This window comes from Streptomyces sp. 4N124, from assembly GCF_052245395.1.
Lineage (GTDB): Bacteria > Actinomycetota > Actinomycetes > Streptomycetales > Streptomycetaceae > Streptomyces.
In genome coordinates, this window is sequence record NZ_JBQQBS010000050.1 from 53037 (window position 1) to 74002 (window position 20966).

General features: G+C 70.8%; 21 protein-coding genes, 2 pseudogenes and 1 riboswitch. Of the genes and pseudogenes, 11 read left to right on the top strand and 12 right to left on the bottom strand.

From position 1 onward, the window contains the following. Window positions 1-25 precede the first annotated feature (25 nt). Complete coding sequence (locus tag ACTWQO_RS36410) at window positions 26-82, bottom strand: trp operon leader peptide (protein ID WP_443241681.1); 57 nt, start codon at window positions 80-82, stop codon at window positions 26-28. Between the two features lie 93 nt (window positions 83-175). Between ACTWQO_RS36410 and ACTWQO_RS36415 the strand changes: the two are divergent. Together ACTWQO_RS36415 and ACTWQO_RS36420 are read left to right on the top strand one after the other, a co-directional pair. After that, window positions 176-1533, top strand: a pseudogene (locus ACTWQO_RS36415) (class II 3-deoxy-7-phosphoheptulonate synthase). Between the two features lie 150 nt (window positions 1534-1683). Next, on the top strand, window positions 1684-1926 hold the full coding sequence (locus ACTWQO_RS36420) for a (2Fe-2S)-binding protein (RefSeq protein ID WP_443241664.1): 243 nt from the start codon (window positions 1684-1686) through the stop codon (window positions 1924-1926). Between the two features lie 20 nt (window positions 1927-1946). On the opposite strand, the gene bfr is transcribed toward ACTWQO_RS36420, so the two are convergent. Beyond that, the gene (gene bfr, locus ACTWQO_RS36425) at window positions 1947-2423 is read right to left on the bottom strand and encodes a bacterioferritin (RefSeq protein ID WP_443241665.1); all 477 of its coding nucleotides are present in this window, start codon (window positions 2421-2423) and stop codon (window positions 1947-1949) included. A 172-nt stretch (window positions 2424-2595) separates the two neighbouring features. Here bfr and ACTWQO_RS36430 point away from each other — a divergent pair, with 172 nt between their 5' ends. Then, on the top strand, window positions 2596-3228 hold the full coding sequence (locus ACTWQO_RS36430) for a sulfite oxidase-like oxidoreductase (protein WP_443241666.1): 633 nt from the start codon (window positions 2596-2598) through the stop codon (window positions 3226-3228). 18 nt (window positions 3229-3246) lie between these two features. Here ACTWQO_RS36430 and ACTWQO_RS36435 read toward each other — a convergent pair whose 3' ends face one another. The 6 genes from ACTWQO_RS36435 to thiO form a co-directional block, all read right to left on the bottom strand. Beyond that, window positions 3247-3723: a DUF4396 domain-containing protein gene (locus ACTWQO_RS36435; RefSeq protein ID WP_443241667.1), complete on the bottom strand. Its 477-nt coding sequence runs from the start codon at window positions 3721-3723 to the stop codon at window positions 3247-3249. Window positions 3724-3798: 75 nt separating this feature from the next. Then, a complete protein-coding gene (locus ACTWQO_RS36440) occupies window positions 3799-4668 on the bottom strand; it encodes a deoxyribonuclease IV (protein WP_443241668.1) in 870 nt (289 codons plus the stop codon). A gap of 32 nt (window positions 4669-4700) precedes the next feature. Beyond that, window positions 4701-6608: a Stk1 family PASTA domain-containing Ser/Thr kinase gene (gene pknB, locus ACTWQO_RS36445; protein ID WP_443241669.1), complete on the bottom strand. Its 1908-nt coding sequence runs from the start codon at window positions 6606-6608 to the stop codon at window positions 4701-4703. Between the two features lie 98 nt (window positions 6609-6706). Continuing rightward, window positions 6707-7501, bottom strand: a complete 795-nt coding sequence (locus ACTWQO_RS36450) for a thiazole synthase (RefSeq protein WP_362948387.1) — start codon at window positions 7499-7501, stop codon at window positions 6707-6709. A gap of 2 nt (window positions 7502-7503) precedes the next feature. Then, window positions 7504-7704 (bottom strand): sulfur carrier protein ThiS, encoded by a 201-nt coding sequence (thiS, locus tag ACTWQO_RS36455; RefSeq protein ID WP_301979270.1) that lies wholly within the window; start codon window positions 7702-7704, stop codon window positions 7504-7506. After that, on the bottom strand, window positions 7701-8909 hold the full coding sequence (gene thiO, locus ACTWQO_RS36460) for a glycine oxidase ThiO (RefSeq protein WP_443241670.1): 1209 nt from the start codon (window positions 8907-8909) through the stop codon (window positions 7701-7703). The genes thiS and thiO overlap by 4 nt, the downstream gene beginning before the upstream one ends. Further along, a riboswitch (TPP riboswitch) is annotated at window positions 8907-9018 on the bottom strand. It overlaps the preceding gene by 3 nt. A 52-nt stretch (window positions 9019-9070) precedes the next feature. On the opposite strand from thiO, the gene ACTWQO_RS36465 reads away from it, so the two are divergent. The 6 genes from ACTWQO_RS36465 (at window position 9071) to ACTWQO_RS36490 (ending at window position 14132) form a co-directional block, all read left to right on the top strand. After that, window positions 9071-9442: a hypothetical protein gene (locus ACTWQO_RS36465; protein WP_443241671.1), complete on the top strand. Its 372-nt coding sequence runs from the start codon at window positions 9071-9073 to the stop codon at window positions 9440-9442. Window positions 9443-9474: 32 nt separating this feature from the next. Continuing rightward, entirely contained in the window at window positions 9475-10704 is a 1230-nt protein-coding gene (locus tag ACTWQO_RS36470) for an NAD(P)/FAD-dependent oxidoreductase (RefSeq protein WP_443241672.1), read from the top strand. 101 nt (window positions 10705-10805) lie between these two features. Beyond that, the gene (locus tag ACTWQO_RS36475; RefSeq protein ID WP_058925820.1) at window positions 10806-11177 is read left to right on the top strand and encodes an Rv2175c family DNA-binding protein; all 372 of its coding nucleotides are present in this window, start codon (window positions 10806-10808) and stop codon (window positions 11175-11177) included. Window positions 11178-11398: 221 nt separating this feature from the next. Beyond that, window positions 11399-12055, top strand: a complete 657-nt coding sequence (thiE, locus tag ACTWQO_RS36480) for a thiamine phosphate synthase (RefSeq protein WP_443241673.1) — start codon at window positions 11399-11401, stop codon at window positions 12053-12055. A 104-nt stretch (window positions 12056-12159) separates the two neighbouring features. Continuing rightward, on the top strand, window positions 12160-13092 hold the full coding sequence (metF, locus tag ACTWQO_RS36485; RefSeq protein WP_443241674.1) for a methylenetetrahydrofolate reductase [NAD(P)H]: 933 nt from the start codon (window positions 12160-12162) through the stop codon (window positions 13090-13092). Between the two features lie 56 nt (window positions 13093-13148). Continuing rightward, window positions 13149-14132 carry an SCO2102 family sporulation regulator gene (locus ACTWQO_RS36490; RefSeq protein ID WP_443241675.1) on the top strand — a complete coding sequence of 328 codons (984 nt, stop codon included), beginning with the start codon at window positions 13149-13151 and terminating at the stop codon, window positions 14130-14132. A 31-nt stretch (window positions 14133-14163) separates the two neighbouring features. Here the strand turns inward: ACTWQO_RS36490 and ACTWQO_RS36495 are convergent, their stop codons facing one another. The 4 genes from ACTWQO_RS36495 to ACTWQO_RS36510 all read right to left on the bottom strand — a co-directional run bounded on the left by ACTWQO_RS36495 (window position 14164) and on the right by ACTWQO_RS36510 (window position 19667). Further along, window positions 14164-15675, bottom strand: coding sequence for a phytoene desaturase family protein (locus tag ACTWQO_RS36495; protein WP_443241676.1), 1512 nt, complete (start codon window positions 15673-15675; stop codon window positions 14164-14166). Between the two features lie 521 nt (window positions 15676-16196). Continuing rightward, window positions 16197-16826 carry a TetR/AcrR family transcriptional regulator gene (locus ACTWQO_RS36500; protein WP_443241677.1) on the bottom strand — a complete coding sequence of 210 codons (630 nt, stop codon included), beginning with the start codon at window positions 16824-16826 and terminating at the stop codon, window positions 16197-16199. Window positions 16827-16885: 59 nt separating this feature from the next. Further along, window positions 16886-18970, bottom strand: a complete 2085-nt coding sequence (locus tag ACTWQO_RS36505) for a YhgE/Pip family protein (protein ID WP_443241678.1) — start codon at window positions 18968-18970, stop codon at window positions 16886-16888. Beyond that, the gene (locus ACTWQO_RS36510) at window positions 18942-19667 is read right to left on the bottom strand and encodes an ATP-binding cassette domain-containing protein (protein ID WP_443241679.1); all 726 of its coding nucleotides are present in this window, start codon (window positions 19665-19667) and stop codon (window positions 18942-18944) included. The genes ACTWQO_RS36505 and ACTWQO_RS36510 overlap by 29 nt, the downstream gene beginning before the upstream one ends. Before the next feature lie 168 nt (window positions 19668-19835). Here ACTWQO_RS36510 and ACTWQO_RS36515 point away from each other — a divergent pair, with 168 nt between their 5' ends. Both ACTWQO_RS36515 and ACTWQO_RS36520 read left to right on the top strand, forming a co-directional pair. Beyond that, window positions 19836-20405, top strand: coding sequence for an SAV_6107 family HEPN domain-containing protein (locus tag ACTWQO_RS36515; protein WP_443241680.1), 570 nt, complete (start codon window positions 19836-19838; stop codon window positions 20403-20405). Between the two features lie 268 nt (window positions 20406-20673). Then, window positions 20674-20966 (top strand): annotated as a pseudogene (locus tag ACTWQO_RS36520) (SAM-dependent methyltransferase); the annotation flags it as partial.

The window sequence follows — 20966 nt, forward strand, 5'->3', positions numbered from 1 at the left end:
TTCGCGAAGTGGTGCGTACGCGCAGTCAGTGGGCCGCCGAAGTAGCGGTCCACCACCAGTTCTGGATCGAGTGCGCGAACATGGGGCGCACCCTACCTCAAGTACCGGTGGACGGGATGTCTCATCTTCTGGGCAGCGTCCTGAGACCACGACATCACCCCGTAATGTTGACGTCGTGACCGTGAACGCTAAGACCAGCGCGAGCGCTGGCAACACCTGGCGAGACCTGCCCGCGGCGCAGCAGCCCGAGTACCCCGACCTTGAGGCTCTGCGCGCAGTCGTTGCGGACCTCGAGTCGTATCCGCCGCTCGTCTTCGCGGGCGAGTGCGACCAGCTGCGCGCCCGGATGGCGGCCGTCGCCAAGGGAGAGGCGTTCCTTCTCCAGGGCGGCGACTGCGCCGAGGCCTTCGACGGGGTGTCCGCGGACCAGACCAGATCCGCAACAAGCTCAAGACCCTGCTCCAGATGGGCGCCGTGCTGACGTACGCCGCCTCGGTGCCGGTGGTCAAGGTCGGCCGGATCGCCGGCCAGTACTCCAAGCCGCGTTCCAAGGGCACCGAGACCCGCGACGGCGTGACCCTGCCGACCTACCGCGGCGACTCGGTCAACGGCTTCGACTTCAACGAGGCCGCCCGTATCCCGGACCCCGAGCGCCTGAAGCGGATGTACAACGCCTCCGCCTCCACGCTCAACCTGGTCCGCGCCTTCACCACCGGCGGCTACGCGGATCTGCGCCAGGTGCATGCCTGGAACCAGGACTTCGTGAAGTCGTCCCCGTCCGGCCAGCGCTACGAGCAGCTGGCGCGCGAGATCGACCAGGCGCTGAACTTCATGCACGCCTGCGGGGCCGACCCGGAGGAGTTCAAGACGGTCGAGTTCTACTCCTCGCACGAGGCGCTGCTGCTGGACTACGAGTCGGCGCTGACCCGCGTGGACTCGCGCACCGGGCAGCTGTACGACGTCTCGGCGCACATGGTGTGGGTCGGTGAGCGCACCCGGCAGCTCGACGGCGCGCACATCGAGTTCGCCTCGAGGATCCGCAACCCGATCGGCATCAAGCTCGGCCCGACCACGACGGCCGAGGAGGCGCTGCAGTACATCGAGCGCCTGGACCCCGACCGTGAGCCGGGCCGGCTGACCTTCATCGTGCGGATGGGCGCGGACAAGATCCGCGACCGGCTGCCTGAGCTGGTCGAGAAGGTCACGGCGTCGGGTGCGACGGTGGCCTGGGTGACCGACCCGATGCACGGCAACACCTTCGAGGCGGCCTCCGGCCACAAGACCCGCCGCTTCGACGACGTGCTCGACGAGGTCAAGGGCTTCTTCGAGGTCCACAAGGGCCTGGGCACCCACCCGGGCGGCATCCACGTCGAGCTCACCGGTGACGACGTCACCGAGTGCGTGGGCGGCGGCGACGAGATCTTCGTCGACGATCTGCACCAGCGCTACGAGACGGCCTGCGACCCCCGCCTCAACCGCAGCCAGTCTCTCGACCTGGCCTTCCTCGTCGCCGAGATGTACAGGGACCAGTGACGGTTTCGCCTGTTACAGGGGCATGAAGTAGGGCGTGGATCACATACGATCCACGCCCTACAGCACTTTTGGGCTGCCTGTGCGGCGGGTAAGGTTAGGTTAGCCTCACCGATCATCGGGATGGCACGACCTTATGGACCCCGTCGGGAGGTGAACCGCGTGTACGTCTGCAACTGCTTCGGTGTGACCGAGGCGCAGGTGAAGAAGCACGCGGAGGGCGGCGCCTGCACTCCCCGCCAGATAGCCTCGGCCTGCAAGGCCGGCACGGACTGCGGGTCGTGTGTCCGCCGGATCCAGGCACTGCTGGGCAGGGGTGCCTGCCCGCGCCGTGAGCTGGTCGACCAGGGTGGGCCGGTGCTGGCCGAGCTGGAAGAGCTGGAAGAAGCCGCGTAGCCGGGCCGCTCGGTCCGCCGCTAGCTCGGCTGCTCGATCTGCTGCGCGATGTACAGCGCCTCGCCGAGCTTGTCGATGAGCTCCAGCTGCGTGTCCAGATAGTCGATGTGGTGCTCCTCGTCCTCGAGGATCGACTCGAAGATGTTCGCGGACGTGATGTCGCCCTTGGTGCGCATCACCTCGATACCCCGCTTCAGGCGGTCGATCGCCTCGACCTCCACCTGCCGGTCGGCCTGGAACATCTCGGTGACCGTCTGGCCGACCCGCACATGGAACAGCCGCTGGTAGTTCGGCAGGCCGTCCAGCATGAGGATGCGCTCGGTGATCTTGTCCGCGTGCTTCATCTCGTCGATGGACTCTTCACGCGTGTACTTGGCGAGCTTCGTCCAGCCGTTGTTGTCCTGGATCCGGTAGTGGAGCCAGTACTGGTTGATCGCCGTCAGCTCACCGGTGAGCTGTTCGTTCAGAAACTCGAGAACCTCGGGGTCGCCCTGCATCGCAGAGGCTCCTTCCAACGGGGAACTGGCAGGTTGCGCCGCATCCTTGCACCGGTGACAAAGATCGTCCAGTAAGTCTTCACTTAGTAAGTAAGGGCATGCTTAGTCCGATATGCACGGTTGAGGGCGGGGGCGGTCAGGTGCACTGCCTCGGGTCTGTCAGGATGGAGACATGGGTCAGCCGGTGGAGAGTGAATCTGGAGGAACGGCACAGCCGGAGCTTCCGCCGGGGCAGCGAGTGCAGCGCGGCTGGCCGGTCACGCACTACGGTCCCGTCCCCAAGTTCCGGCCCGAGCGCTGGGAATTCAGGGTCTTCGGCGCGACCGCGGACGGCGAGAAGGACTCCTGGACCCATGAGGAGTTCACGGCCCTGCCGTACACCACCGTCGTCGCCGATCTGCACTGCGTGACGAAGTTCAGCATGCTCGGCGCGGAATGGGGCGGCATTCCGGCCCGTACGATCCTCGAGATCGCCCCGCCCGCACCCGAGGTCACCCATGTGATGGTGTGGGCGGAGTACGGATTCAGCTCCAACCTGCGCCTCACGGACTTCGCCGCCGAGCGCACGATCTTCGCGACCCACAAGGACGGCGAACTCCTCACCGCCGAGCACGGCTTCCCGCTCCGTCTCGTCGTCCCCCATCTGTACGCCTGGAAGGGCCCCAAGTGGGTGCGCGGAGTGGAGTACATGACCGCCGACCGCCGTGGCTTCTGGGAGGAGCGCGGCTATCACAACCTCGGCGATCCATGGAAGGAACAGCGGTACTCCTACCAGGAGGAGCCCGGGGACGGCCCCGAGCTCTGAGTCCTCCCGGCATACCCCTCAGTGGTACTGGTGCACCACCGCATGCCCCTTGCCCCGGCCGATCATCCACTTGTTGACCGGCGTGGTCAGGACGAAGGCGACGGCCAGCGCGATGGCCAGCACCCACCAGAACATCGGGTCGGCGAGTTCCGCGTCCATGGCGCCCGGCCAGAGCACGATCACGCCGTTGTCGACCAGTTCCATCACGGCGATGGACAGGGTGTCCGCGGCCAGTGCCACCTTGAGCGCGGCGCGCAGGCCGACGCCGGCGCTCAGTACTCCGCGCAGGGTGAGCGCGTAACCGAAGAAGAACGCGAGGGTGATCGCCAGGATCAGCGTCGGCACGGTTTCCCAGCCGAGTGCGGTGCCGATGACCATGCCGAGCACTTCGCCGATGGCACAGCCGGTGAGGCAGTGCAGGGTGGCCCGGACGGCCGTCGCCCAGGCGTCGGCCGCGGTCGCCTCGTGGTGGTGTGCGTGCGCTTCGTGCTGCATGAATGCCCCCAATGTCAGGTCACGGTTCCTCCACCGAGCAAGAACCGCATACCCCCCAGGGGTATTCCTTAATGGCTACGCGTCCCGAAGTTTTTTCAGCCGCTCCACGTCCGCCGCGTGCCCCTGCTTGCCGCCGGGTGTCTCGATGATCAGCGGGACGCCCACCGTCGCCGGGTGGGTCATCAGTGCGCGGAACGGGTCCTCGCCGATGTGACCGGCGCCGATGTTCTCGTGCCGGTCCTTGTGGGCGCCGACCACGTCCTTGGAGTCATTGGCGTGGATCAGCTTCAGCCGGCCCTCGCCGACCGTGTCCACCAGCAGATCGAGCGTCTGGTGCATACCGCTCGGCCCGGTGAGGTCGTGTCCGGCGGCGAAGATGTGGCAGGTGTCCAGGCAGACGCCCAGCATCGGATGGGCGTCCAGCGCCTCGAAGTAGGGTCCGAAGTCCCAGGTGCGGGAGCAGAGCGAGGAACCCTGGCCCGCCGTCGACTCCAGCAGCAGATACGGGTCGTCGTCGTGGGTCAGCTCGTCCAGCAGCGGCAGCAGGTACTGGCGTACCTGCTTCAGCGCCACGGCACGGTCCCGGCCGCCGGTCGCGCTGCCCGTGTGCACGACCACGCCCAGCGCCCCGATCTCCCGCCCGCGCCGCAGCGAGTGCCGCAGGGACTCCACCGACTTCTCCGCGGTCGCCTCGGTGTGCGAACCGAAGTTGATCAGATACGGGGCATGCACATACGCCGGGATCGACTCGGCGGCACAGGCCGCCCGGAACTCCTCGTCCTGCCGCGGGTTTCCGACGGGCGTGGCCCAGCCGCGCGGGTTGGCGACAAAGACCTGCACGGTCTCCGCCTTGAGGTCACGGGCGTACGTCAGGCCTACGGAGTTCAGGCCCCCGGCGACGGGGACATGCCCGCCGACGGGGTTGCGCAGGTGCTTGCCGGTCATTCTGTTCGCGTCATTCTGTTCGAGCGTCCCGTTCAGCGGATCTGAATGGTGATCGTCGACCCCTTGGGAGCCGTCTTGCCACCCTTCACGGACTGCTTCTTGACGGTGTCGCCGAACAGCCCGAGCAGACCCCGGTCCTCGTCGACCTGGAAGCCGGCGGCCTCCAGCTCCGCCTTGGCGTCGTCGACGCTGTCGCCGACCACGTCCGGGACCTCGACCATCTCCGGGCCCTTGGACAGCGTCAGCGTCACCGTGTCGCCCTCCGCGGCCTCGCTGCCGGCGGCCGGGGACTGGCGCGCGACCTGGCCCTTGTCGAACTCCGAGGTGACCTGCTCGGCGGCGACCCGCACCTTCAGGCCGGCCTCCTCCAGCTCCGCCCTCGCGTCCTGAAGGCTTGCGCCGGCGACGTCGGCGACCTCCACCGGGCTGCCCTTGCTGACCGTGAGCGCGACCGCGGAGCCGGAGCGCCGGGTGGTGCCCGAGCCCGGGTCGGTGCTGATCACGAAGCCCGCCTCGACGTCCTCGCTGAACTCCCGGGTGACCATGCCCGGTGCCAGCCCTTCCTGCTTCAGCACGGACCGCGCCCGGTCGAGCCGGTAGCCCTCCACATCGGGCACCTTCACGTTCTGCGGGCCGTCGGAGATCGTGAGCGTCACGGAGTCGTTCTGCCGTATCCGCTCGCCCACCCCCGGATCGGTGCTGATGACCGAACCGCGCTTCACGGTGTCGCTGTAGGCGTGCTTGACCTGGCCGACCTCAAGACCGGCCGACTCCAGCCGGTCCCGGGCCTGCGCCTCCGTCTTCGTCACCAGCGCCGGGACCCGGGTGAACTGGCCGGAGTTGATGTACCAGATACCGGCGCCCACGCCGAAGACCAGCAGGACGGCCGCGATGATCGTGAACAGCCGTCCCCGGGGCGGGGCGGAGCGGCGCGACGGCAGGGGCGGCGGGCTCTGGAAGCGGCTCGTGCGGTGGACCTCGGGCTCGTCCTCGTTCACCGGGAGGGTCAGCGCACGCGGGATCACGCTCGTACGGTCGTCCGCGTTGAGGTGTTCGGACGTGACCGCCTGTGGCGGCACCGCGTCCAGCTGGTCCGCGCTGAGCGCGCCGCGGGTCTCGCGCGCGTGGGCGAGCAGCGCCACGGCGTCGTACGGCCGGATGTCGGGGTTGCGGGCGGTGGCGGACGCCATCAGCTCGTCCAGCTCGTACGGCAGCCCCGGGACGGCGGCCGACGGGGGCGGTACGTCCTCGTGCAGGTGCTTGTAGAGCACGATCGCGGGGTTGTCGCCCTGGTGAGGGCGGTCGCCGGTCAGCATCTCGTAGAGCATCACGCCGCACGCGTACACGTCGACGCGCGGGTCGGTGGTGCCGTGCTCGATCTGCTCGGGGGCGAGATAGGAGACCGTGCCGAGGACCGCGCCGGTGGTGTTGGTGACCGTGTCCACGGCCCGCACCAGCCCGAAGTCGGCGACCTTGACCCGGCCGTCGTCTCCTATCAGCACGTTCTCCGGCTTCATGTCCCGGTGCACGAACCCGGCGCGGTGCGCGGCGCCCAGCGCGGCGAGCACCGGCTCCAGGATGTCGAACGCGGCGCGCGGCTGGAGCGCCCCGCGCTCGCGCAGTACGTCACGGAGCGTGCAGCCGGCCACGTACTCCATGGCCAGATAGACGTACGACCCGTCGGTCCCCTGGTCGAAGACCTGCACCACGTTCGGATGGGCCAGTCGCGCCACGGACTTCGCCTCGCGGATGAACCGCTCCACGAAGGAGCCGTCGGTCGCGAGCGTGGGGTGCATCACCTTGAGGGCGAGGACACGGTCGAGCCGGGTGTCCACGGCCCGGTAGACCGTGGCCATCCCGCCGACGGCGATCCGCGCGTCCACGCGATAGCGGCCGTCGAGCACCTGCCCGACCAACGGGTCCTGAAGGGTCGTATCCACGCAGGTGAGTCTACGAGCCACCGCTGACACAACCGCCGTTTCGGTCGTGATAGGGGCTCTACTGCAGCCGAGCTGTGACGCACGTCGCACGTACGTGATCAGAAGGCCGGGCGCTCGGGGTCCAGCCGTGCCATGCCCTCCGCCGGAGAGGACGCCTCCGCGAAGTGCCGTCGCGGAATCCGCCCGGCCCGATAGGCCAGCCGCCCCGCCTCCACCCCGCTTCTCATCGCGGCGGCCATCAGCGCCGGCTCCTGCGCCCGCGTGACCGCCGAGGCGAGCATCACACCGGCGCACCCCAGCTCCATCGCCAGCGCCGCGTCCGACGCCGTACCGGCTCCCGCGTCCAGAATCACCGGCACGCGCGCGTGCTCCACGATCAGCTGGAAGTTGTGCGGGTTGCGGATGCCCAGTCCGGAGCCGATGGGTGAGCCGAGCGGCATGATCGCGGCGCAGCCGGCGTCCTCCAGCTTCCGTGCCAGCACCGGGTCGTCGTTGGTGTACGGCAGCACCGTGAACCCGTCGTCCACCAGCGTCTCGGCCGCCTCCAGCAGCTCGATCGGGTCGGGCAGCAGAGTGCGCTCGTCGGCGATGACCTCCAGCTTGACCAGGTCGGTGCCGAGCGCCTCCCGGGCCAGCCGGGCGGTGAGCACGGCTTCCCCGGCGGTGAAACAGCCCGCCGTGTTCGGCAGCACCCGGATGCCGAGCCGCTCCAGCACCGACAGCACCGAGCCGTGCACATCGGGGTTCACCCGCCGCATCGCGACCGTCGTCAGCTCCGTGCCGGAGGCGACGAGCGCGCGCTCCAGTACCTCCAGGCTGGGCGCACCGCCCGTACCCATGATGAGACGGGACGAGAAGGCCGTACCGCCGATGACAAAGGGGTCGTCAGCCATGGTCAGCCTCCTTGGACGGCCGTGAGGACTTCGACGCGGTCTCCCTCGGAGAGGGATGTGGCGGACCACTCCGCGCGCGGGACGACGGTTTCGTTCAGGGCGGCGGCCACTCCGGAGGGCGCCGCGGTGAGGGACTTCACGAGGGTGTCGAGGGCGGTGCCGTCGGTGACCTCCCGACGCTCACCGTTGATCCAGACGATCATGCGGGCAGCTCCGTGAGTGCGCCGAAGCGCTTCAGGGTGAAGGGGCGGGCCTCGTCCGGGAGTTCACCGGTGGCCAGCGCGTGGGCCATGGCGTCGCCGGTGACCGGCGTGAGCAGCACGCCGTTGCGGTAGTGCCCGGTGGCCAGCAGGAGTCCGGGGAGGTCCGTCGGGCCGAGCAGCGGCGCGTTGTCGGGGGAGCAGGGGCGCAGGCCGGCCCGGGTCTCCGTCAGCGGCAGCTCGGTGAGGCCGGGGACCAGCTCGTGCGCGTCGCGCAGCAGCTCGTAGACGCCGCCCGCCGTCACCGTCGTGTCCCAGCCCAGCTCCTCGCTGGTCGCGCCGATGACCAGCTCGCCGTTCTCGCGCGGCACCAGATAGACATGGCTGCCGCGGACCACGGCGCGCACGGTCCGGCTCAGGAACGGCGCGAACCGCTTCGGCACGGTCAGCCGCACGACCTGACCCTTCACGGGCCGGACGGGCGGCAGTACGTCCGCTGGAACGCCCGCGAGCTGTCCGCTCAGGCTGCCGCCTGCGAGGACCACCTGCCCCGCGCCCACAGTCCCGCCGTCGCGCGTGACGACACCGGCCGCGCGCTCCCGTACGACCGACAGCCGTTCCGCCCAGGTCCGGTGGAAGACCACTCCGGTCCGCTCGCACGCGGCCACCAGGGCACCGGCGAGCCGCCGCGGGTCGATCTGATGGTCGCCGTCGACCCGCAGCCCGCCGCGCACACCGGGCGCGAGCATCGGCTCCAGACGCCGGCACTCCCGCCCGGACAGCCACTCGGAGTCCAGCCCCGACGCCCGTTGCAGCGTGTGCAGTTCGCGCAGATGGGCGCGGTCGTCGGCGTCGAGGGCGACGGCGAGCGTGCCGCACTGGCGGTAGCCGAGGTCGTGGCCGGTCAGCTCGGTGAGTTCGGCCGCGAAGTCCGGGTAGCGGCGGGCCGAGGCGAGGTTCAGGCCGAGCAGGGTCTGCTCGCCGTAGTGCAGTTCCGTGACGGCGGCCAGCATCCCGGCCGCCACCTGCGCGGCTCCGCCGCCCGGCTCGGGATCCACGACAGCCGTGGCGAACCCGCGCTGCGCGGCCCGCCACGCCGTCACGAGTCCGATGATTCCGCCCCCGATGACGAGGACGTCTGCGGTGTCGGACCTGGCCTGGTCGAACGTAGCTGTGTCGGACGTAGCTGTGTCGGACGTATGCGACATGGGCGTCCAGCCCCTCCCTTCGCCGGCATGACCCGGATCAGGTTCGTACGGTCGGAGGCCGCCAGCCTCCCTCTCAGCCCGGTGCGTCCGGGCTCCCGCGAGTGCTCTACGTTGGCCACCCTAGCCCTTGGTTCCGCGCCTCTGTAAGGGAGCCTGTTGTCATGCCCCGCTCGCTCGACGGCCTCGTCCTGGCGCCTGTCGCCGACCAAGCCCCAGGTCAGGTGGGTACGCGCACGCGGTTCACCTACCACGAGGAGGACGGGACGATCTGGGCCGAGTACGCGGGCGGGGACGTCGTACGCGGGCATCTGGTGGGTACCCGTGAGGGCGACCGGCTCGACTTCCGGTACGTGCAGCTCAAGGGCGACGGGACGACGTCCTCGGGGCACTGCGTGTCGACGGTCGTGGAGCTGCCGGACGGGCGGGTGCGGCTGGAGGAGACCTGGGAGTGGGAGTCGCAGCCGGGCAGCGGGACGAGTGTGGTGGAGCAGGTGGCCAGGATTGTGGAGCAGGTCACTGAACCCGGCCGCTGACTGACGGATCGTCAGTTGTCTATGGTGATCAGGTGAGCGAGCAGACGCAGCAACGAGGCACGTCACAGCCGCGGCGCGTGGTCGTGGCCGGTGCGGGCATGGCCGGTGTGCAGACGGCCGTCGCCCTGCGGGAACAGGGCTTCACCGGCAGCGTGACGCTGATCGGCGCCGAGCCGCACCAGCCGTACGACCGGCCGCCGCTGTCCAAGGCCGTGCTGCTCGGCAAGGCCGAGGGCTCGGCCTTCGACGTGGACTTCGAGGCGCTCGGCATCGAACTGGAGCTGGGGCGCGAGGTGCTGGGTGTGCGCCCCGCCGACCATGAGCTGGACACCGAGGCCGGGCCTGTCCCGTACGACGTCCTGGTCCTCGCCACCGGTGCGGAACCGATCCGGCTGCCGGGCGCGGAAGGTGTCCCCGGCGTCCATCTGCTGCGCACCCTGGACGACGCCGAACGGCTGCGACCGGTGCTCGCCCGGCAGCACGACATCGTGGTCGTCGGCGCGGGCTGGATCGGCGCGGAGTTCGCCACGGCGGCGCGCGAGGCGGGCTGCGCGGTGACCGTCGTGGAGGCCGCCGACCGGCCGCTCGCGGGGGCGCTGCCCCCTGAGGTGGCCGCGCCGATGGCCGCCTGGTACGCCGACAGCGGCGCGGTGCTGCGGACGCACGCGCGCGTGGAGCACGTCGAGCCCGGCACGGTCGTCCTCGACGACGGCTCACGGCTGCCCGCGGACGCCGTCGTGGTCGGCATCGGCGCCCGGCCCGCCACCGCCTGGCTCGCCGGTTCGGGCATCAAGCTGGGCAAGCACGGCGAGGTCGTGGCCGACGACCGGCTGCAGACCTCCGTGCCGGACGTCTACGCGGTCGGCGACTGCGCCTCCTTCCCTTCGGGAAGGTATGGCGAGCGCCTGCTGGTCCACCACTGGGACAACGCCCTCCAGGGGCCGCGCACGGTCGCGGCGAACATCATCGGCGAGGCCCCCGCGGTCTACGACCCGGTCCCGTACTTCTGGTCGGAGCAGTTCGGCCGCTTCGTCCAGTACGCCGGCCACCACGCGTCCGCCGACACGACCCTGTGGCGCGGCGACCCCTCCGGCCCGTCCTGGACGGTGTGCTGGCTCCGCGAGAACCGCCTGGTCGCGCTGCTGGCGGTGGGCCGCCCGAGGGACCTGGCCCAGGGGCGGCGGCTGATCGAGGCGGGCGCGGAGATGAATCCGGTGCAGATCTCGGATCCGGCGCGGCCGCTCAAGACGGCGACGGCGTAAGGCGTCCGTGGTGGGGGCGACGACTGCCATGGCGTAACGCGTTCGCGCAGGTCGGACGGGTCTGGCTTCCGACTGTCAGTCCGGGATGGCACGCTTGTCCCGTGACCGAGATTGACGCAAAGATCGATGCTCTCGTCCCCGCCTGGCTCACCCTGCCGGACATCGCAGAAATGCTCGATGTCGAGGTGACCCGCGTCCGGCAGCTGGTCAAGGACGGCCAGCTCATCGCCGTACGCCGTGGTGAGAACCGCGCGCTGCACGTCCCCGCCGCCTTCATCGACGGGGCCGAGCAGAAGGTGGTCAAGGGCCTGTCCGGGACCCTGACACTCCTGCGGGACGACGGCTTCACCGACGAAGAGATGCTGGAGTGGCTCTTCACCCCCGACGAGAGCCTGCCCGGCACCCCCGCGCAGGCCCTGAGCGAGAACCGCGGCACGGAGGTGAAGCGCCGCGCCCAGGCGCTCGCCGTCTGATCACCGCACGCTGACCTGAACACGTCCGGCGTACGGGCCGCGGCCCGCGAAGGCCACGGCCACGGTCCCGTGCGGCCCTCAGCGGCCGACGAGCGGCCTTGGCAGCCGACGGACACCCGCGACGGCACGCGCCGCGGCCCGTACGCCACTGACCATCACCATGGCCGTTGCGCCACCGACCATCACCGTGGCCCGTTGCCACCGACAGACGGGGGACACCCATGCCCGACACCGCCGCCACCCTGCGCGCACAGCTCGCCGACGCCCGTGTCTACCTGTGCACGGACGCCCGCAAGAGCCAGGGCGACCTGCCCGAGTTCCTCGACGCGGTCCTGGCGGGCGGCGTCGACATCGTGCAACTGCGGGACAAGGGCATGGAGGCGGCGGAGGAACTGGAGCACCTCCAGGTCTTCGCCGACGCCTGCGCCCGGCACGGCAAGCTCCTCGCGGTCAACGACCGGGCGGACGTCGCCCACGCCGCCCGCGCCGACGTACTCCATCTCGGCCAGGGCGATCTGCCCGTCCCGGCGGCCCGGGCGATCCTCGGCGACGACATCCTCATCGGCCGCTCGACACACGCCGATTCCGAGGCCGCCGCGGCCGCGGTCCAGGAGGGCGTGGACTACTTCTGCACCGGCCCCTGCTGGCCCACCCCCACCAAGCCCGGCCGCCACGCCCCCGGCCTCGACCTGGTCCGCCACACCGCCGCCCTCGGCACCGACCGCCCCTGGTTCGCCATCGGCGGCATCGACCTGGCCAACCTCGACGAGGTGCTGGAAGCGGGCGCCCGCCGGGTCGTCGTCGTACGGGCCATCACGGAGGCGGCGGATCCGGGGGGCGCGGCGGCGGAGTTCGCGAAGCGGCTGAGGGCGGCGTAGCGCGTAACGCAATGTTTGTCCGATGGGTGGACAGTAGGACGACAAATCGGGCAAATTTCCGGGGCCCGGTTGGGGGACCGTCGCGCCCCCACTAACCTGCCCGTATGGCCCTCGGAACCGCATCCACCAGGACTGACCGCGCACGCACCGTGCGTGACATGCTCGCAGCCGGCAAGACGACGTACTCGTTCGAGTTCTACGCGCCGAAGACCCCCAAGGGCGAGCGGAGCCTGTGGAACGCGCTGCGCAGGGTCGAGGCGGTCGCCCCCGACTTCGTCTCGGTGACCTACGGCGCCGGCGGCTCCACACGCGCGAGCACGGTCAAGGAGACGGAGCAGATCGTCGCCGACACCACCCTCACGCCGGTCGCCCACCTCACCGCGGTCGACCACTCCATCACCGAGCTGCGCAATGTCATCGGCCAGTTCGCCGACGCCGGCATCCGCAACATGCTGGCCCTGCGCGGCGACCCGCCCGGCGACCCCATGGGCGACTGGGTACCGCACCCGAAGGGCCTCACCTACGCCGCCGAACTCGTCCAGCTCATCAAGGAGTCGGGCGACTTCTGCGTCGGCGTCGCCGCCTTCCCGGAGATGCACCCGCGCTCCGCCGACTGGGACACGGACGTCACACACTTCGTCGACAAGTGCCGGGCCGGCGCCGACTACGCGATCACGCAGATGTTCTTCCAGCCGGAGTCGTATCTGCGTCTGCGCGACCGCGTCGCGGCCGCCGGCTGCGCGACCCCGGTCATTCCCGAGGTGATGCCGGTCACCAGCGTCAAGATGCTGCAGCGGTTGCCGCAGCTCAGCAACGCCGCCATCCCGGCCGTTCTGAAAGAGCGGATCCTCACAGCAAAAGACGATCCGGCCGCTGTACGCTCGATCGGGATCGAGTTCGCCACGGAGTTCTGTGCGCGGCTGCTGGCCGAGGGAGTGCCCGGGCTGCACTTCATCACACTCAACAACTCCACGGCGACACTGGAAATCTACGAGAACCTGGGAAACCTGGGCCTGCACCACCCATCGCAGGCCTAGACCGGCCACACCGGTATACGACACACTGCGTAGCGGCCACTGGGAGAGGGGCGTACATGGGCTGGACGGTCCTCTACATCGCGTTCGGCATCGTCGCGCTGTGGCTGCTCGGCGAGGTGCTGCTGCAGTACAAGGCGCGGCTGCGCTGGCGGGTGCTCGCCTTCGTCGGCTTCCTCGGCGTCGTCCTCGGCGTGCTGCTCGCCAATGTGATCGTCATCGGTCTGGGCGCGGCTGCCTTCGCGGTCGGCCAGACGTACGTGACGCTGTCCTTCCGCAGCGGCTTCGCGGCCGGCTGGGCGGTCGCCGGCCGCCCGTCGTTCGGCGCGAGCAAGCGCCGCCGCGGTGAACCGGACCGCCAGGAGCCGACGCTGGAGGTCACCGACCTCCAAGCGGCCGACGGCGGTTACGGCCCCGACAACGTCAAGTACGGCCAGGGCAACGCCGGTTACGGCCAGGACGACGACTACGACCGCGACGACGTCTTCACCCCCGCGCGTTCCGCCGATCCCACAGCCGCCGAGACGACCTCGGTCTACGCGCCCCAGCCCCTGCCGGACGACACCGGTTCCTACGGCATATACAGCGACACCTCCTCCTACCCGGCCGGCGCGGACCCGTCGTACGCGGCCGCCGGCCAGACCCAGGACCAGTACGCGGCGGCGGCCCAGGGCGCCGACCAGGCCTACGCGTACGACTACTCGGGCTACGACCAGCAGCAGTACGGCTACGACCCCAACGGCCAGCAGCAGTACGCCGCCTACTCCGACCCGTACATCGGCACCCAGACCTACGACGGCTCCGGGTACGACGCCAACGCCACCTACGGCGGCCAGCAGCAGTACGGCCAGCAGGGCTACGGCCAGGACCAGTACGCCACCGGCGACTACGGCTCGCAGACCCCGCCCGGCGGTGTGTGGGTCCCGCAGCAGCGCACCGACGAGGCCTACGGCGGCGAACTGCCGCCGGAGCAGCCTTATCCGTACGAAGGCAACGGGCAGCCGCAGGGGAACGGGTACGACGAGCAGCAGTACCGGTTCTGAGTCGCCCCCTCGGCCAGTCCCGCCGTTCAGCTCACTGAGAGCCCCGGAACTCCGGTCCCTCGACGATCAGTCCGGCGACGAGCGCTCCCGACATGCCCGCGTGGGGGAGACCCCCGCCGGGGTGCGACCAACCGCCGACCGTGAACAGCCCTGGTATCGCTGTGCTGTTGGCCGGGTGCAGCATGGTCCCCTCCGCCGCGGCCAGCGCGGGTGTGGGGACGCCACCGCCCTCGGCGCCGGTCTCCTGCCCGGTGTGCTCCGGCGTACGGACCTCGCGCCACAGTGTCCGCTCCCGCAGCCCCGGTATCGCGCGCTCGGCCTCGGTGACCATCCGGTCCGCGAAGACGTCGGCGGCGCCGGGCGCGGTCCAGTCGTGGTGCGTCAGGGACGGCACCGTCGCCGTGAGCACCACCGCTTCGTGGGCGTCGTCGGGACGCAGCGCCGGGTCGTCCGGCCGGTCGATCCGGACCGTCGGCCGCGCGGGCGGCTCACCGAGCCCGAAGAGGTCCAACTCGCCCTCCCGGTCCGGGGTGTGCACCACCGTGCGGTGCGCCGCCCCCGCCTCCCGCGCTCCACGCAGCGCCAGGCAGACCACGATCCGGCCGGGGGCCATGCCCTCGGGGTGGGGCTCGACGGCCTCCGGTGGGTACAGCGCGTGGCCGCGCGTCAGATCGGCCACGCGCCAGGGGCCGTTACCGACGACCGTGTCCGCCTCCGTCACGCTCCCGTCGGCGAACTCCACGCCCGCGGCCCGGCCGTTCTTCTCCACGACCCCGGTGACCTCGGCACCGAAGTGGAACTCGACCCTGCGGGCCAGGCATCGCTCGTACACCGCGCGCGCCAACTCCCGCATACCGCCGCGGACGTACCAGGTGCCGAAGGCATGCTCCATGTAGGGCAGCACGGCCGCGCTCGCCGGGGCGACACGAGGATCCAGGCCGTACGCCAGCGCGTGGCTCTCCAGCAGGGCGGTGAGCCGGGGGTCGCGCAGCTCCCAGGCGGCGATCTCGGCGAGTGTGCCGGCCCGGCGGGTGCGCAGCAGGCGTTTGTGCGGGACCGCCGGGTAGGGATCGCGCTCGGCCAGCACCGACCAGTTCGGCCACAGGGGCTCCTCCAGGAGCGGCCGGCGCGTGCGGTCCCAGGCCTCGCGGGCCCGGACCAGGAAGTCGCCCCAGCGGGCGCCCGTGCCGGCGCCCAGCGCCTCGTCCAACGCCGCGACGACGCCCGCGCGCGAGGCGTTGGGCAGGGACACCTCGGTGCCGTCCGCGAAGACGTGCCGCGCCGACGGGTCGACCTGGGTCAGCTCGACGCACGCCTCCAGCGGCTCCTTGCCGGTCTTGAGGAACAGATCGCGGTAGACAGCGGGCAGCGGCAGCGTCCCGGGGCCGGTGTCGAAGGCGAACCCGTCGCGCTCGAGGCGGCGCACCGCACCGCCGTACGTCTCCGTGCGCTCGTACACCGCCACCCGGTGGCCCGCGACGGCCAGCCGGGCGGCAGCCGCCAGCGCGCCCATCCCGGCGCCGATCACCGCAATTCGTGCCATGCCAGGGACTTTATCGGCCGCCACTGACAATGCCGTCGCGGGAGGTCGGTCGCCTCGGCCCGGGCACCAGCGGCCCCCGGCCGGAGGGAGTACGGACACGGAGGTGATCGTGACCAGGTGGCGGCACGGCGTCCTGGGCCCGGGTGCGCAGGACTGAGTACATGTACCTAGTGAGTGAGATGAGTACGCGCGCGGATGGGGCCCAACCTGCGAGAACGAGAGAGTGGAGGCACGGAAAGGGGCACGGCTCCGGCACCGGCGACACGGGGCGCCGGAACGGAGCGGGCCCACGATCCGCTCCTTCCGCCGGCTGCGGTCGGCGGGAGCGAGACGGGGGACCCGGGGGAACGACCAAACGGGGTCCAACGGGGGACACGGGGGACAACGGGGGAGCACGAGGAAGCGCCGGTTCGATGGTGGCCCGCGGGGGACGCGGCCATATCGGACCGGCGCTTTCCATTGCGCCGACTGCCTGATTACGTCTACTGCCTGATGGCCGCCTGCCGCCTTCCGCCGGCGGTCTATTTCCTGCCGCTCACGCGCCCCTGGAGCAGCCGCGAGAGCGCCGCGTGCACATCGTCCAGTGACCGTTCCGGCTGGAAGGCCTGCCAGTCCAGCGCGGCCACCAGCACCATGCCGACCAGCGCGGATGCGGTCAGCGAGATGTCGATCTCGTCGCTGAACTCGCCGCCCTCGATGCCCGCACGCAGCACGTCCTCGACGACCGCCACGGCCTGCTGCCGTACCACCATCAGGGTGGACTGCCAGGACCGGTTGGTGCGCCACAGCTCGGCCACATACAGCTGGGTGAACGCCGGATAGCGGTCGATGAAGACGAGCCCGGCCCGGATCATCGCGTCCAGGGCGTCGACCCTGCTGCCGCCCTTCCGCGCCGTGCTGTCGGCCGCCTCCCGAAGGGAGGCGGTGAGGAGTCCCACGCCGTGCCGCAGCAACTCCTCGAAGAGGACCGACTTGCTGGCGAAGTTGTAGTAGACCGTGCCCTTCGCGACCCCGGCGCGTTCGGCGATCTCGTCCACGGTGGTGGCGGAGAAGCCCTGCTCGGCGATGAGCGTGACGGCCGCCTCGTAGAGCTTCTGCCGGGTGGCCTCGCGGCGCGTACTGCCGCCCGACGTGGCGCTGCTGCGTTCCATGGCCCCGATTCTCACAGGAGCCGAACCCCGAGGAGTCACCTGAGGCGTCACCGCGGGGCTCACAGGGTCAGCTCCGGGTGCAGCCGGTCCAGCGTCCACACCTGGCGGCGGCGGGCCGACAGGGCGGTCAGCGCGAGGGCGCCCGCGGTGAAGGCGGTGAGCACCACGCACGCGTGCCACACAGGTTCCAGGCCGCCGCCCGTGATGAGCCTCCTGAGGGCCTCGACGACGTAACTCATCGGCAGGAACGGGTGGATCGCGTTGAAGAAGCCCGGACTGGTCTGCACCGGATAGGTGCCGCCCGCGGAGGTCAGCTGGAGCATCAGGAGCGCGAGGACGAGAATCCGGCCCGCCGCTCCGAAGCGGGCGTTCAGCCACTGCACGATCGCCGCGAAGCAGGCCGTCACCAGGAACAGGAAGCCCACCGTCCCGGCCGCCCGCGCCATCTCCAGGCCGACCGCCCAGTGCAGCACCGCGACCAGGGCTCCGGTCTGGAGCACCCCGATCGCCACCACCGGCAGCCAGCCGGCCAGCGCGATCCGCCAGGCCGAGGCGCCGGCCGCGAGCGCACGCCGGTTCATCGGCGTGATCAGCATGTAGGCCACCATCGCGCCCACCCACAGGGACAGCGGGATGAAGTACGGGGCGAAACCGGTGCCGTAGTTGGGCGCCTTGTGCAGGTCCTCGGAGAGGAGCCGGACCGGGTCCGCCATCACCTGGGTGCGCCGGTCGCGGTCCTGCGTGTCGTAGTCGGGGATCTGCTCGGCGCCGTCGTGCAGCCCGCCCGCGAGCTTCCCCGAGCCGTCGACGAGCTTGTACATGCCGCCGCTGAGGTCGTCCGCGCCGGTCCTCAGCTCCCCGACGCCCTCGTCCAGGTCGATCGCGCCGGTCTTGGCGGTGCCGAGCCCCGAGTGCAGCTTCTTGGCACCCGCGGCGACCTTCGCGGCCCCCTTGTTGAGGTCATTGATCTTGGTGACGGCGTCGTCGAGATCCTCGGAGAGGCGCGGTGCGCGCTCGGCGAGTGCCTGGGCCTGCTTCTGGAGCGTGGCGAGGTTCTTGTCGAGCTTCTTCAGGTCGCCGTCCTGATCGGCGATCAGCGTGTTGAGGTCGTCGGCGATCTTCGCCACGTCGGTCGCGGCCTGCTCGGCCTTCTTCAGGTCGGCACAGGCGGCGTCGGGCAGCACGGCATCCTCGCAGCGCCTTGTGTAGATGTCGTCCAGCATCTCGGTGGCCGCGTGGGCGCCCTTGGAGGCGACCGGGGCGGCCTTCACCAGGGCGCCGAGGTGGTTCCGGACGGCACGGGACGAGTCGGCGACCAACGTGGCGGTGTCACCGATGGTCTTCTCGTTGTCCTTCAGGAAGGGCCCGATCTTGTCGTCGACTCCGTTGACCTTGTCGGCGAGTGTCTGTGTGCCCGCCGCGACCTGCTCCGAGCCGTCCTCCAGGTCGCCCGCGCCCTTGTTGAGCTTCTTGAGGCCCTTGGAGAGATTGCCGCTGCCGTCCTTGGCGTCCTTCAGACCCGCCGCGAGATCCTTGGAGCCCTTCTCCGCCTTGCCGATGCCGCCCTTGAGCCTGTCGGCCCCGTTCGCCGCCTTGACCGTCTGCCCGTGGATGTCGGAGAACGAGATGAAGATCTTGTCGAGGAAGGACCGCGACGCCTTCGTGGACGCGGCCTGGCGCACCTCGCCGAACACCGTCCGCGAGATCTGCCCGACGATGTAGTTGTTCGCGTCGTTCGTCCGCACCTGGAGCGCGCCCGTCTCGGGCGACTCGCCCGCGCTGGAGGCGATACGGGCACTGAAGTCGGTGGGCATGGTCAACGACAGGTAGTACGTGCCGTCCTCGACCCCCGCCCGGGCCTCGTCGGCACTCACCTCGCGCCAGTCGAAGACCTTGCTGTCGCGCAGCCCCGCCGTGATGTCCTCGCCCGCGGTGAGCTTCCTGCCGTCGGCCGTCGCCCCCTTGTCGTCGTTCACGAGCGCCACCGGGATCCGGTCCAGACGGCCGTACGGATCCCAGAACGACCACAGGTACAGCGCGCCGTACAGCAGCGGCAGCAGCAGGAGCGCGACCAGCGCGGCGCGCGGCAGCTTCCCCCTGCCGAACCGCCGCAGTTCAAGCGCGGCCAGTCGTGGCGAGCGCATCGGCTTTCCCCTCCTCGCGTGTGGTCACGATGAGCACGTCCTCCGGGGCCTGACTGCACACCGCCACCACCGTCGTCCCCGACGCGGCGAGGGACCGCAGCAGCCCCCAGACTTCCTCCCGCTCGGCGTCCGACAGCTTGAGATCGACGTCGTCGACGCCGACCAGCTGCGGGCGCCCGATGAGGGCCAGGGCCAGGGACAGCCGCAGCGCCTCCAGACGCTCAAGATCGCGTACGGCCGTCCGGGAACCCTTGGGCAGCGCGTCCCGGTCCAGTCCTACGGCGGTCAGGGCGGCGTCGATCCGCAGCCCGGCCTCGGCCATCCGCTCCCTGCGAGGCCGCACCAGAGCACGCAGCGAATCGCCGAACCGGCGCTGCAGCAGCGCCCGTTCGTGCAGGTGCTCCCCGACGGTCAGGGCCGGGTCGAGGTCGGTGACACCGGCGACGTGCGCGAGTGCGCTGACCCGGCGTACCCCAGCCATCCGCTTCGGCAGCCCCAACTCGCCGACGCCGGCCGCCCCCTCCGTGGCCTTCATCCGCCCGGTGAGTGCGAGCAGCAGGCAGGTGCGCCCGGACCCGGACGGCCCCTCGACCGCGACGAGCGAGCCGGGCTCCGCCTCGAAGGAGACCCCGCGGAAAGCCCAGCCGCGGGGTCCCTCGAGGCCGAAGTCCCGGGCCATGACAGCGAGTCCGCCCATGGCTCCCCCCAACTTCGGTAATTTGAACTGACTGGTCAGTGCAAAAGTTAGCCCGAACTGTCGATCGAAGCAAAAGCCCAGGTCAGAACGGATTGTCAGTGCCATACCTCACGATGGGCACATACGGCACCTCATAGCGTGCCGACCACAGACGACAGGAGGTTCGTCATGGCCAGCTATCACGCAGCAGCCGCCCGCCGGCGCCGCGCCTCCGGCCCTGCCCCCTCACTGACCGGCCCGGCGAGCGACGTGCACCCCGTACTGCGCCGGGCCACGGCCCCGCCCGCCGCCCTCGACCTGCTCGCCCAGGCCCGCGCCGGACTGGACGAGGCCGCCGTTCTGGAAACGCCGAACGAGCGCTATGCGATTGCCCACCTCGCGGCCCTGCGCACCGCCGCCGCCGTGCTCGCCGCCCGCGGGCGCCCGGAGCCCACTTCGCGACGCCGGGCCCGCATCAGGAGCGCATGGGAAGTGCTCCCCGAAATCGCGCCCGAGCTCACCGAATGGAGCGCCCTGTTCGCCTCCGGGGCCCGGCGCCGTGCCCGGGCCGAGGCCGGCATCCAGGGCGCGGCCACCCGCCGCGACGCCGACGACCTGATACGCGACGTGGCGATGTTCCTCCGCCTGGTCGAGCGGATGCTGGTCCTCCAGCCGGTTCTCCCACAGCCACGTCAGGACGGGGACCAGCCGGAGGAGGAAGAGCGGGCCGAGCCACGGGACATGCCGGACGCGGGCTGACGGGGCTCCTGTCCGGGCGGGGCAGAGCAGGTTTCTGCCTGTTCCGCGCCGCGGCACGGCGCGGAACAGCATGGCGTGCCCAGGAGCCAGGAGCCAGGAGCCCGGCGCTCCGCGCGACGCGATGCCCCGCACCGCAGTGACCAGGTGCGGTGCCGGAGGCAATAGGGTGGAGGGCGCCTGACGCCTTCCTTCTCCCGTCGCCGGGGCCGGGGAGGCAGACCGTTCGCTCCGCCGCGTGAGGCGGTGCCGCGCCGAGGAGTCAACTGCCGTGTCGGACCCGATGCGCCCGCCCGTCTCCCACCGCCCCGAATCGACGCCGCTGCGCTCCGACCCCTCGCGCCCCCGTGGCTCGCTCCGTACCGCGGTGGTCTGGGAGGTCCTCCAGGACGCCCTCGACCGCCGGGTGAAGGCCACGGGCCGTCAGGTGCTGGACGTCCTCGACACCGGCGGCGGCAGCGGCAACTTCGCGGTGCCCGTGGCCCGCCTCGGCCACCGTGTCACCGTCGTCGACCCCAGCCCGAACGCCCTGTTCGCCCTGGAGCGCCGCGGCGACAAGGGAGG